Here is an 11894-nt window from a genome sequence, read left to right on the forward strand (position 1 = left end):
AACAACAGCTGTATCGGAGATCTGTTCATGATCAATGATTCCAGGCGACTGCGTGCCGCCCTCATTTTCATTGCCTGCACCTCTTTCATCGTCTGTGGTGTGCAGCCCATCTTCATGGGCTTGCTGACGGAACGGCTCAACCTGTCACTGGACCTGCAAGGCTGGGTGGTGTCGGTCGAGATGATCGGCATGACCCTCGGCACGCTGTTGTGCCCGGTCATGATGAAACGCCATGGCGGGCGCAGCCTGTGCCTGCTGGTCGGCCTGCTGTGCGTGGCCTTGAGCATCGCCACCGCCTTCGCCACCACCCACACCCTGCTGTTGATCGTACGCCTGGCCGCCGGCACCTGCGCCGGGCTGGTCTATGCCTACGCCGTTTGCACGCTGGGCCGCCTGCCCAACCAGGACCGCTCGTTCGGCCTGATGCTGTTGCTGCAGACGCCAGAATACTCGCTGTTTTCCGCGGCATTGCCGCTGCTTGCCGCCCAGAGCGGCGCGGTGACTGCCCTGTGTTCGTTCGGCCTGTGGTACCTGCTGATCTGCGGTGCCAGCCTGGTGCTGCCACGCCGCCCGGCAGTGATGCTGGCCAGCGGTGAGGGCTCACCTGCCCAAGGTGGTTCGGCGCGCACCGGGCGCACGGCGCTGGTCGGCATGCTGTTCATGCAGATCGCCATCTACTGCGTGTGGGGTTTCATCGACCAGTTGGCGCGTGACCAGGGCATCGACGGCGTCGACATCGGCTGGGCGTTCGGCCTGTCGGCGCTGGGCGGCTTGCCGGGGGCAGGGCTGCCGAGCTTGCTGGGCGCGCGGGTCAACCGCCAGTTCATGATCGCCGTGGGCTTGGCGGCGGTGTTCATCTCCATCGCCATGCTCACCGGCCACACCCGCACGCCCACGCAGCTGTGCGTTGCGCTGCTGCTGATCAACTTCGGCTGGGTGCTGTCGCTGTCGTACTACATGGCACTGATCACCACCAACGACCCGACCGGCAAGCTCACGCCCTTGGTCAGCATCACCCTGATGGGGGCGGCGGCGGTGACACCGGCGCTGATTGCCATGCTGGTGGAAGGCTCCAACCAGCAACTGATCTTCGTGCTGGGCACTGCGGCGCTGGTGGTTGCCTTCGCCGTCACCTGCCTGGGGGCAGGGCCGAAGGAAATGCGTGACAAGGCGGCTTGTTGAGCTGTTTCATCCACCACCCTCCAGGCCGGCGCAGCACCCTGTGGGAGCCGCGCTTGCCGGCGATGGGCCGCAAAGCGGCCCCACATTTGCCCGATGGCAAACGTTCCGACTAAGCTGGCGACATTGCGCCGTGAGGATGGATTCGATGTTGCACATACCCTTGGGAATGGGACTGTTACTCGCTGTCGCGTGGGTGGACGCGGCGCCGTTGCAGGTGCCCACACCGGCCGAGCTCAGAACCCAGCTCGACAGCCTCAAACCGGGTCAGTTTCTCTGGTACCCGCAGGTTTCGCCAGTGGGGCCGGTGACTGTGGTGGTCAGCCTCACCGAGCAGCGTGCCTACGTCTATCGCAACGGCATCGCCATCGGCGTCAGTACCGTCAGCAGTGGCAAGGCCGGCCGGGAAACCCCCACCGGGGTGTTCAGCATCCTGCAGAAGAAGGTCGAGCATAAATCCAGCCTCTACAACAGCGCACCCATGCCCTACATGGAGCGGCTGACGTGGGACGGCATTGCCCTGCACGCAGGCCATTTGCCAGGGTACCCGGCCTCGCATGGTTGCGTGCGCCTGCCGATGGAGTTCGCCAAGAAGCTGTATGAAGTCACCGGCTTCAGTTCGACCACCGTCATCGTGTCCGATACCCACAGCGCTCCGGTGGAGGTTTATCACCCTGGCGTGTTGGCGCCCACGGTCAGCGACGGCAAGGCCCAGGGCCCGCTGGTACTGAGCAACCAGCAGTTCTGGAACGACCCGAACCCGACGGCGGGGCCACTGTCGATCCTGATCAGCCGCGCCGACCTGCGTGCCTATGTTTATCGCGGGGGCCAGCTGATCGGCTCGGCGCCCGCGCTGTCGGTTGAAAGCGGTCCGCATCGACGTGGCATGGCGGTGTATTCCCTGCTGCAAAAACCCTCCGCCCTGGCCCTCGATGCCACGCTACCGTTGCGCTGGTCGGTGGTGGGCCTGAGCAACCCGGAGTACGGGGATTCTCCCTATGATCAGCTGGGGCAGTTGACCCTGAACGCGGAATTCCGCCGTCATCTGCGCGCGGCAATGGACGTCGGCACCATGCTGGTGATTACCGACTGGGCGTCCACCCGGGATACCCGCAGCGACGGAAAATTCACGGTAATCAGCACCGAAGACCATGAAGAAGTTAAGCCATTGGTCAAGAAATGATCGGCAAGCCGGCTAGAATCAAGCAAAGTAGTGGCTTTTGGCTTCGTTCAGGCTGTCGCCTGGACGGCGGACCTGCTGCGGATTGCAGGCCGTCTTCAACAGGGTAATCCATGTCGATGTTCGAATCCTTGCGCGGGGCCTTCCGGCTCTCGGCGGCCAGTGTTGGCCTGTTTTTCCTCAGCGCCTGGCATACCGCCCTCGCGCAACCCCTGCCCAGCGCTGCCGAGCTGCAGCAATTGGCCCCGGGCGCCAGCCTTTCGACCCTGGCCCTGGCCCTCACTGCCTATGCCTGCGCCAGCCACAGCGACGAGGGCAAGTTGCTGACCGTGATCGATTACTCCAAGGCATCGCGGGACAAGCGTCTGTGGGTGTTCGACTTGCGCGCCCGAAAACTGTTGTTCGAGGAATGGGTTGCCCATGGCAAGAACAGTGGCGCCGATGTGCCGACAGCCTTCTCCAACACCCCGAACAGCTACCAGTCTTCCATCGGCCTTTACGAAACCGGCCAGACCTACAGCGGCAAGCACGGCCGTTCGCTGCGCCTGCAGGGACTGGAACCGGGGTTCAACGACAACAGCATGTCGCGGGCGATTGTCATGCATGCGGCCGCGTATGCCGACCCCAAGGTCGTTCCCGGCCTCGGTCGCCTGGGGCGCAGTCAAGGCTGTCCTGCCGTGCGCCCGGCCATTGCCGGCAAGCTGATCGATACACTGCAACGCGGCAGCTACGTGTTTGCCTATTACCCGCAGCAAGACTGGCTGAAAAAGTCGCGTTTCCTTGACGCCCAACGCTGTCCGCTGACCCATCAATCGATCGCCAGCAAGTAGGTGCTTGCGTCTGAGGGGGAAATCCCGCATTCCTGCGCACTCGCCGACAAGACGATCGCCGGCAGATCAGCCCGGTAAGGCGGCGCCCTTGGCCTGCTGTTCCAGGTGCAGCTGCAAGCTCGGATCGATCTGCAATGCACTGGCCAGTTCGTCGAGGTAGGCCCGCTCTGCGTCCTGCTGGTCATCCACCAGCATCACGCTGGCCAGGTACATTTCAGCGGCCATGGCCGGGTCCTGAGCCGACTGCGCCACTTGCGCAGCATCCAGTGGCTTGCTGACTTCCTCGTCCAGCCATTGCTGCAGTTGCGGGTCGTCGGTATGACGTTTGATTTCGGCGTAGATCAATGTCTCTTCCTGCTCATCGATGCGGCCGTCAGCCTTGGCTGCGGCAATCAGCGCGCGCAGGATGGCATGGCTGTGATCCTCGGCTTCCGGGCCGGACAACTGATCGACCGTGCGCACCGCCTGCTGAGGGGCTGCCGCCTGGCTACGCTGCCAGGCCTGGTAGGCCTGGAATGCCATCATGCCCAAAGACGCCAGGGCCGCGTAGCGGTTGCCACCCGTGGCGCGCCCTTGGGTATAGCCGCCGGCGCTGCTGCCGCCACCGCCACCCAACAGACCGCCCAGTAGCCCACCCAGCCCACCGCCGCCCCCGGCACTGCCGCCGCCAAGCAGACCGCCCAGCAAGTCGCCCAGGCCGCCTTGCGAAGACAGGCCGCCGCTCCCTTGTTGTGCTTGCGAGCCTTGTCCGGCCCGCAGTAACTGTTCGAGTAGATCACTGGTGTTCATGGCATCGCCCTCGGTCGGTAGCCGTTGCCCAGACAAGCAACGATAGCCCCCTCAAGGCGATCTGCCATGACCGTCTGGCCGTTCGCCCGGTACTCCCGAACGCTCACCCGCCTGATCACGCACAGATCAGAGGGGCGAGGCGGATTGCAGGGGTTGCCCACACTGCCCGTCATGAAGTGAAAAACGGCTGTCGTGGGAAGAGAAGAGGCCAGGGCCATTGCTGCCGTACAGTCGGTGCACAACAAAACCGTGCCCGGAGTCACGAAAGCTGCCATGAGCCGACCAACCCGCACCCGCGAGACCGCTACCCCCACCCAGCGCCCCCCTGCAACTGGCCGCAAGCGTCGCGTGCGCAAGCAGGTCGATCTGCCGGCCAGCACCCCTGAGCAGGAACTGATCGGCACCGCTGCCAACCAGACACTGGCGGGCAACCCACTGGTCAGTGTGCGCCCGGTCGACCTGGCCAGCTCGGCCGGCTACCTGCTCAAGGCCGTGGGCAAGTCGCCGCTCAAGGCGGGTGCGCATGTGGGGGGGTATCTGAAGGCGTTGCGTGGCATCGTCGCAGGCGACTGCAGCATTGCGCCCGACCCCAAGGACAAGCGCTTCGCCGACCCGGCCTGGCAATCCAATGCCTTCCTGCGGGCACTGTTGCAGAGCTACCTGGCCGGCCAGACCGAGCTGTCTCGCTTCATCGAGGCCACCGACCTCGCGCCGCTGGAAAAGAGCCGCGCCCGCTTCGTGGTAGCGCTGTTGGCCGATGCCGTGGCGCCGAGCAACTCACCACTGACCAATCCGGCGGCGCTGCGCAAGCTGGTGGACACCGGTGGCATGAGCCTGGCCAGGGGCCTGCGCCAGTTCGGTGACGACATGCTGAACAACCGCGGCCTGCCGCGGCAGGTCGACAGTGCGCCGTTCAAGGTGGGGGAAAACATCGCCACGGCCAAGGGCGCAGTGGTATTTCGCAACGAGATGTTCGAGTTGCTGCAATTCGCACCCACCACCGAAAACGTTTTCGCCAGGCCCTTGGTGATGTCGCCGCCGCAAATCAACAAGTACTACGCCATCGACCTGTCGCCGGAGAAGAGCTTGATCAAATGGATTCAGGACAGCGGCGTGAGCCTGTTCGTCATCAGTTGGCGCAACCCCACCTGCGAGCATCGCGACTGGGGCCTGGCCGATTATGCGCTGTGCCTGGACCAGGCGGTGGACATAGCGCGCAAGGTGACCGGTAGCGCGGATGTGAACATGTGGGGCTCCTGCTCGGGCGGCATCACCCTGGCGGCCTACCTGGGCTGGCTGGCGGCCCGTGGCGAAGGCCACAAGGTGGCCAATACCAGCTGGGCCGTGTGCGTGCTCGACATGCCCTCGGCGCTGGACGACACCACTCTGGGGCTGTTCACCACCCCATCCGCCTTGCGCGCTGCCAAGGCCAGCTCCCGGCGCAAGGGCGTGCTGAGCGGGCAGGGCATGGCACGCATGTTCGCCTGGATGCGCCCCAACGACCTGATCTGGAACTACTGGGTCAACAATTACCTGCTAGGCAACAAGCCGCCTGCGTTCGACATCCTGGCCTGGAACAACGACACCACGCGGCTACCTGCCCAGCTTCACGCCGACTACCTCGACCTGATCCAGCAAAACCCCTACAGCAACCCGTGTACCCTGGAGATTGCCGGCGAGTCGATCGACATGAGCCAGGTGAACGTGGGTGCCTATGTGGTGGGCGGCACCACTGACCACATCACCCCCTGGCAGGGCTGCTACGGCACCGCCCGGCTGTTTGGCGAGCACACCACCTACGTGCTGTCCAATGCTGGCCACCTGCAGAGCCTGGTGAACCCGCCGGGCAACCCCAAGTCGTTCTATTATGCGGCGCCTGCCGCCGCCCAAGCCCCGGAAACCTGGCTGCAGAACGCCGGAGAGCGCCAGCAGGGCAGCTGGTGGCCGCATTGGCGCGAATGGATCGGGCAGCGCTCGGGCGACAGCCGGGCGGCGCCCAAGAAGCTCGGTTCGCGCAAGTACCCACCGCTCTGCCCGGCACCGGGCACCTATGTGATGGAGCCTTGAGGCCGCCATCTGCCGCGCAAGCCTGGCAGCACGCAGCGCGCTGCGATGACGCCAGGCAATATCGTTATGGCCGGCATCTGAAACTGGTATTACGTCCGCCCGCGCACGGCTGTTTAGCATCGTCGATGTCTTCCTGTCGACGAGAACAACAACGTGAACCTTGGAACGATCATTACCCGAAGTGCCCGCTACTGGCCTGACCGCCTCGCGGTGGTAGACAGCCAGACACGCCTGAGCTACACGGAGCTTGAGCGACGCAGCAACCGCCTGGCGTCGGGGCTGGCCGCAGTGGGCGTGGCCCCTGGTGAGCACGTGGCGATCCTCGCGGCCAACCGCGTGGAGCTGGTGGAGGCGGAGGTGGCGCTGTACAAGGCGGCAATGGTCAAGGTGCCGATCAATGCGCGGCTGTCGCTGGATGAAGTGGTACGGGTGCTGGAAGACTCCTGCAGCGTTGCGTTGATCACCGATGCCAGTTTTGCCGCGGCATTGGCCGAGCGGCGCGCGGCATTACCCTTGCTGCGCCAGGTGATCGTGTTGGAGGGCGAGGGCGGCGACCTGGCCTATGCCGCATTGCTGGCACGCGGCAGCGAAGCACCGCTGGCCTTGGACCCGGCCGACGATGCCCTGGCAGTGCTGCACTACACCTCCGGTAGCTCGGGTGTGCTCAAGGCCGCCATGCTGTCGTTCGGCAACCGCAAGGCGCTTGTCCGCAAAAGCATCGCCAGCCCCACGCGGCGCTCAGGGCCGGACGATGTCATGGCCCATGTCGGGCCCATCACCCATGCCAGCGGCATGCAGGTCATGCCACTGCTGGCAGTGGGCGCCTGCAACTTGCTGCTCGATCGCTACGACGATCACCTGTTGCTCGAGACCATCCAGCGCGAACGGGTGACGCGGCTGTTCCTGGTGCCGGCGATGATCAACCGTCTGGTCAATCATCCCGGTGTCGAGTGTTTCGACCTGTCGAGCCTGAAGCTGGTCATGTACGGCGCTGCGCCGATGGCGCCTGCCCTGGTGAAAAAGGCCATCGAATTGTTCGGGCCGATCCTGGCGCAAGGTTATGGCGCCGGCGAGACCTGCTCGCTGGTCACAGTGCTGACAGAGCAGGACCACCTGGTCGAAGACGGCAATTACCAGCGCCTGGCCTCGTGCGGACGGTGCTATTTCGAAACCGACCTGCGCGTGGTGAACGCAGCGTTCGACGATGTCGCGCCCGGAGAGGTCGGCGAGATCGTGGTCAAGGGGCCGGACATCATGCAGGGCTACTGGCGCGCCCCGGCCCTCACTGCCGAGGTGATGCGTGACGGCTACTACCTCACCGGCGACCTGGCGACGGTCGATGCCCAGGGTTACGTGTTCATCGTCGACCGCAAGAAGGAAATGATCATTTCCGGCGGTTTCAATGTGTACCCCAGCGAAGTGGAACAGGTGATCTACGGCTTCCCCGAAGTGTTCGAGGCTGCGGTGGTCGGCGTGCCCGAACCCTCGACCAGGTTGCGCAGCCCAGTTGCTCCAGGGCATCGGCCTGCAGTTCGCGCGCGGCGCGGTTGTCTGCTTGGGCGAACACCAGGTGCCGGGTAAGCTCCGCTACCCAGCGGTAGTCGCCCTTGGCATAGGCCTCGCGGGCCAGTGCCAGCACCCGCTCGGCACCACCCAGGGCCTGGACGTAATGCGCGCCGGCCGCGCTCGGCGGCAGCGGGTCGAGGGTCGCCGGGTTACCGTCGTAGAAGCCCATGTAGCGTTGATACACCGCCCGCACGTTGTGGCTGAGCGAGCCGTAGTAGTCTCGGCTGTACCATTTGCTGGCGAGCCTGGGCGGCAACGACGTCAGTTCGGCAGCGATTTCGGTGGGGCCGAGGCCGCGGTTGATCAGGCGCAGGGTCTGGCTGTCGATGAAGGCATACAGGTCGCGTTGCTCGGCCAGGTACTCGCGGATCGCTGCACTGCCCCAGGTCGGCCAGTGGTGCTGGGCGAACACCACCTCGGCCTGGCCACCATAGCGCAGCAGCGCCTGGTCCAGGTAATGCGCCCAGACCTTGGCATCGCGCACCTGGGCGCCGCGCAGGGTGAGCACGTTATGCTGCACATGGGTGGCGTTCTCGGCCATGCGCAGGGCTTTGAAGGCGGGTAGCCAGAGGTTCATCTCGGCCGGCGCTTCGGTGCCGGGGGTGAGCTGGAACTCGATGTCGATGCCGTCGATGCGCAGGGTCTCGATCGGTTGCTCGATCAGCCGGGTCGGGGCGATCAGGCTGACCGTGGCATCGGCCGGCACGCCCTTGCCCAGGCCGGCATCCACCTGGCCGCGCGGCCCTCGGGGCAAGGGGGCGCCGTACATGTACTGGGCGCGGCGCTTCATCGCCGGCCCGGCCAGTACGTTCTCACTGATGGCATGCTCGAAGAAGCCTTGCGGCGCGATGACCTCCACCTTGCCGGCCTTGACGTCGGCTTCGTCGATCACCCCGCGCACGCCACCGAAGTGGTCGACGTGGGGGTGGGTGTAGATCACTGCTACCACGGGGCGTTGCGGGCGATGCCGGAAGTACATCGCAAGGCCGGCCCTGGCGGTTTCGACCGACAGCAGCGGGTCCATCACGATCAGGCCGTGTTCGCCTTCGATCAAGGTCATGTTGGCCAGATCCAGCCCGCGTACCTGGTAGATGCCATCGGTGACCTTGAACAGCCCAGCGACAGTATTGAGTTGGGCGATGCGCCACAGGCTCGGGTTGACCGTCGCCGGTGCCTCGCCCTGCAGAAAGGCATAGCGCTGCAGGTCCCAGACGGTCTTGCCATCGGCGTTGACCACGGATTGCTCGACGCTCTCGAGCAGGCCACGGCGGGCATTGTCGAAGTCGGTACGGTCGGCGAATGGCAGGCGCTGCAGCCATTGCTGGTTGCTCTGGCGGGTCAGCACGGTGGCGTCCTTGCCCGGCGGGTCGGCCAGCACGGCAACGGGCAGGGCGAGGGCCAGCAGGCAAGGCAGTGATCGTAGGCGCATGGAGTAGTCCTTGTTGTTCTGAGGCCGATCACTCTAAGGACTGAGGTTGCCGGCCAACCAATACCACTCTTGCATGGTTGGCCATGCCGGGATGCGATGGCTCAACCGGCATGGATATCCATGATGCGCGCAACCAGCCAGGCCAGTGCCGGGTCGTGCTGGCGGTGGGCAAGGTACACCAGCTCCAGCTGGAACGGCTGCAGCGCGAAGGGCAGGTCGAACACCTGCAACGGCAGCAGGCGGGCGAAGTGACGGGCCAGTGCAGTGGGCAGCACTACGCACAGGTCGGAACTGGCTGCCAGGTGCGCGGCCTGGAGGTAGTTCGGCGTGGTGTAGGCGATGCGCCGGGCCAGGCCTTGCTCGCCCAGCCACTGGTCGACCATGCCACGGGTCTGGCCGCCGTGCACCCAGAGATGGCGCATGCCGAGGAAGGTCTGCAGATCGAGGGTGCCATCGACTTGCGGATGGCCCTGGCGTACCGCCACGTGCAGGGTTTCGCTGCGCCAGTGGCGTCGCTCGTAGCGCGCCGGCACTTCGTCGAAGCGGCCCAGCACCAAGTCGAGTTCGCCGCGATCGAGGGCGTCGGCCGGCAGGTTGGGCGCCAGGTGCACGACATCCACGCGCAGGTGGGGTGCCTGGGCTTGCAAGGTGGTCAGCAACCTGGGCATGCAGAGTTGTTCGGCGAAGTCCGTCAGGGCGATGCGCAACTGCCGGTGGCTACGCGCGGGGTCGAAGCTGTCACCTGCGCCGAGGGTCTGCTCGATCTGCTGCAGTGCTGCGCGTATCGGGCCTTCCAGGGCCAGGGCACGTGGGGTCGGGCGCATGCGTCGACCCACCCGTACCAGCAACGGGTCATCGAGCAGGTCACGCAGGCGCGCCAGGGCGTTGCTCACCGTGGGCTGGGTCAGGGCCAGGCGCTCGGCGGCGCGTGACACGTTCTGCTCACGCAACAGCATGTCCAGCACACGTAGCAGGTTGAGGTCGAAGTTGGCGATATTCATGCCGAAAATACATGGGATGGAAAATGAGAATTTCAAAAATAGTAGGCGCCTGACTAGGGTGAGGGCAATGCCTGCAAGCACAGAGGCTCCGCTACTGCCCCTACAAGAACAAAAGGAACACGCACATGCAGCCATTCAGTTTTGCCACCACCCCCCACCTGCTGTGCGAGGTGGGCGCCGCTGTGCGCCTGGCGCAGCTGTGTCAGCAACGCGGTGTGCGCCGCGTGCTCATCGTGAGCGACCCGGGCCTGGTCAGGCTGGGCATGTTCGATGACCTGCTGCCCGGCTTCACCCAGGCGCGCTTGAGTGTGGCGATCTTCAGTGAGGTCAGCGCCGACCCCAGCCACGCCTGTGTGCTGGCGGCCGTCGCCCGCGCCCGGCACATCGGCGCCGAGCTGATCGTCGGCTTTGGTGGCGGCAGCTCCATGGATGTCGCCAAACTGGTGGCCTTGCTGGCACACCCCGACTGTGATCAGACCCTGGAGGCGGTCTACGGCATCGACCAGGCCAAGGGCAGGCGCCTGCCCCTGATCCAGGTGCCGACGACTGCCGGCACCGGCTCGGAAGTCACCCCCATTGCCGTGATCACCACCGGCGACAACGCCAAGATGGCGGTGATCTCGCCGTTGCTGCTGCCGGACCTGGCGCTGCTTGACGCCGAGCGCACGCTGGGCCTGCCACCGGCGATCACCGCCGCCACGGGCATCGACGCCATGGTCCATGCCATCGAAGCCAGCACCAGCCAGTTCAAGCGCAACCCCCTGTCCAGCCTGCTGGCCCGGGAGGCCCTGGCACTGCTGGCCGGCAACCTCGACCAGGCGGTGCACAATGGCGGCAACCTGCAAGCGCGCCAGGCCATGCTGCTGGGCGCCTGCCTGGCCGGCCAGGCGTTCGCCAATGCGCCCGTGGCGGCGGTGCACGCGCTGGCCTACCCGTTGGGGGCGCGTTATCACGTGCCGCATGGGCTGGCCAACGCCCTGGTGCTGCCTCACGTCATGCGTTTCAACCGTCGCGAAGCGTTTGCCGACTATGCGGCGCTGGCGCCGGCACTGCTGGGTGAGCGGCTGGTACCCGGTGCTCCCCATGAGCTTTGCGAGCAGTTTATCGACGAGCTGGAACAGCTGGCGCCGCGCTGCGGCTTGCCCAACCGGCTGCGCGATGTGGGGGTGCCCCGGCACTGTCTGCAGCAACTCGCCGAGGACGCGATGCAACAACAGCGGCTGCTGGTCAACAACCCGCGCAAAGTCAACCTGGCCGATGCCATGGCCCTCTACCAGGCGGCGTTCTGACATGGCCCGGGAGCGGCCGCTACGCGGCGCCTATCGCCACTTCCAGCCGATCAACACGCGCTGGCATGACAACGACCTGTATGGGCATGTGAACAACGTGGTGTATTACGGCTTCTTCGACAGCGCCGTGAACACCTGGCTGATCGAGCAGGCGGGCCTGGATATCCACCGCGACCCGGTGGTGGCCTACGTGGCCAGTTCGGCGTGCGACTATTTTGCCGCTGTTGCCTTTCCGCAACGCATCGAAGTGGGCATTGCAATCGCCCGGCTGGGCAACAGCTCGGTGCGCTACAGCCTGGCCGTGTTCGTCGAGGGCGAGCCCGAAGCGTGCGCGGCCGGCCACTTCACCCACGTCTTCGTCGACCGCCGCGACAACCGCCCGGTCGCCATTCCCACCCGGTTGCGCAGCGCCTTCGAACGCCTGCTGCCGGTGGCCGAGCCATAACGAACCGGCATGGCACTGATCCAAACACGCTATTTGTGACCGTGGTTCAACCTCCTCGATAATCCTGTTACCGACAGCGCCGGCCCTCGCGGCCGGCACGCCCAGCGTTGCATCCCTCA

At 65.3% G+C, this 11894-nt stretch carries 8 protein-coding genes and 2 pseudogenes; 7 read left to right on the plus strand and 3 right to left on the minus strand.

The annotated features are described in order from the left end of the window. The first annotated feature begins 27 nt into the window (after positions 1 to 27). From KU43P_RS11680 to KU43P_RS11690, 3 genes are all read left to right on the plus strand, one after another. A complete protein-coding gene (locus tag KU43P_RS11680) occupies positions 28 to 1182 on the plus strand; it encodes an MFS transporter (protein WP_317663236.1) in 1155 nt (384 codons plus the stop codon). A 145-nt stretch (positions 1183 to 1327) separates the two neighbouring features. Then, positions 1328 to 2362: a L,D-transpeptidase gene (locus tag KU43P_RS11685; protein ID WP_317663238.1), complete on the plus strand. Its 1035-nt coding sequence runs from the start codon at positions 1328 to 1330 to the stop codon at positions 2360 to 2362. A 110-nt stretch (positions 2363 to 2472) separates the two neighbouring features. Then, positions 2473 to 3189, plus strand: coding sequence for a murein L,D-transpeptidase catalytic domain family protein (locus KU43P_RS11690; RefSeq protein ID WP_317663240.1), 717 nt, complete (start codon positions 2473 to 2475; stop codon positions 3187 to 3189). Between the two features lie 66 nt (positions 3190 to 3255). Here KU43P_RS11690 and KU43P_RS11695 read toward each other — a convergent pair whose 3' ends face one another. Further along, entirely contained in the window at positions 3256 to 3978 is a 723-nt protein-coding gene (locus tag KU43P_RS11695) for a tellurite resistance TerB family protein (protein ID WP_317663242.1), read from the minus strand. Between the two features lie 273 nt (positions 3979 to 4251). Between KU43P_RS11695 and KU43P_RS11700 the strand changes: the two genes are divergently transcribed. Then, positions 4252 to 6045: an alpha/beta fold hydrolase gene (locus KU43P_RS11700; protein ID WP_317663243.1), complete on the plus strand. Its 1794-nt coding sequence runs from the start codon at positions 4252 to 4254 to the stop codon at positions 6043 to 6045. Between the two features lie 153 nt (positions 6046 to 6198). After that, positions 6199 to 7527, plus strand: a pseudogene (locus KU43P_RS11705) (AMP-binding protein); the annotation flags it as partial. Between the two features lie 7 nt (positions 7528 to 7534). Here KU43P_RS11705 and KU43P_RS11710 read toward each other — a convergent pair. Beyond that, positions 7535 to 9040: pseudogene (locus KU43P_RS11710) on the minus strand (alkyl/aryl-sulfatase); the annotation flags it as partial. Positions 9041 to 9141: 101 nt separating this feature from the next. Then, positions 9142 to 10041, minus strand: coding sequence for a LysR family transcriptional regulator (locus tag KU43P_RS11715; protein ID WP_317663244.1), 900 nt, complete (start codon positions 10039 to 10041; stop codon positions 9142 to 9144). A 125-nt stretch (positions 10042 to 10166) separates the two neighbouring features. On the opposite strand from KU43P_RS11715, the gene KU43P_RS11720 reads away from it, so the two are divergent. After that, complete coding sequence (locus KU43P_RS11720; RefSeq protein WP_317663247.1) at positions 10167 to 11330, plus strand: iron-containing alcohol dehydrogenase; 1164 nt, start codon at positions 10167 to 10169, stop codon at positions 11328 to 11330. Position 11331: 1 nt separating this feature from the next. Continuing rightward, a complete protein-coding gene (locus KU43P_RS11725; RefSeq protein WP_317663249.1) occupies positions 11332 to 11775 on the plus strand; it encodes an acyl-CoA thioesterase in 444 nt (147 codons plus the stop codon). Positions 11776 to 11894 lie beyond the last annotated feature (119 nt).

The sequence above is a fragment of the Pseudomonas sp. KU43P genome, from assembly GCF_033095865.1.
GTDB lineage: Bacteria > Pseudomonadota > Gammaproteobacteria > Pseudomonadales > Pseudomonadaceae > Aquipseudomonas.

What these genes read in the sequence shown, in the direction of transcription:
- KU43P_RS11685 (WP_317663238.1), top strand. Translation starts at nt 1,328, where the DNA reads ATGTTGCACATACCCTTGGGAATGGGACTGTTACTCGCTGTCGCGTGG.
- KU43P_RS11715 (WP_317663244.1), bottom strand. Translation starts at nt 10,041, where the DNA reads ATGAATATCGCCAACTTCGACCTCAACCTGCTACGTGTGCTGGACATG.
- KU43P_RS11725 (WP_317663249.1), top strand. Translation starts at nt 11,332, where the DNA reads ATGGCCCGGGAGCGGCCGCTACGCGGCGCCTATCGCCACTTCCAGCCG.
- KU43P_RS11680 (WP_317663236.1), top strand. Translation starts at nt 28, where the DNA reads ATGATCAATGATTCCAGGCGACTGCGTGCCGCCCTCATTTTCATTGCC.
- KU43P_RS11700 (WP_317663243.1), top strand. Translation starts at nt 4,252, where the DNA reads ATGAGCCGACCAACCCGCACCCGCGAGACCGCTACCCCCACCCAGCGC.
- KU43P_RS11690 (WP_317663240.1), top strand. Translation starts at nt 2,473, where the DNA reads ATGTCGATGTTCGAATCCTTGCGCGGGGCCTTCCGGCTCTCGGCGGCC.
- KU43P_RS11720 (WP_317663247.1), top strand. Translation starts at nt 10,167, where the DNA reads ATGCAGCCATTCAGTTTTGCCACCACCCCCCACCTGCTGTGCGAGGTG.
- KU43P_RS11695 (WP_317663242.1), bottom strand. Translation starts at nt 3,978, where the DNA reads ATGAACACCAGTGATCTACTCGAACAGTTACTGCGGGCCGGACAAGGC.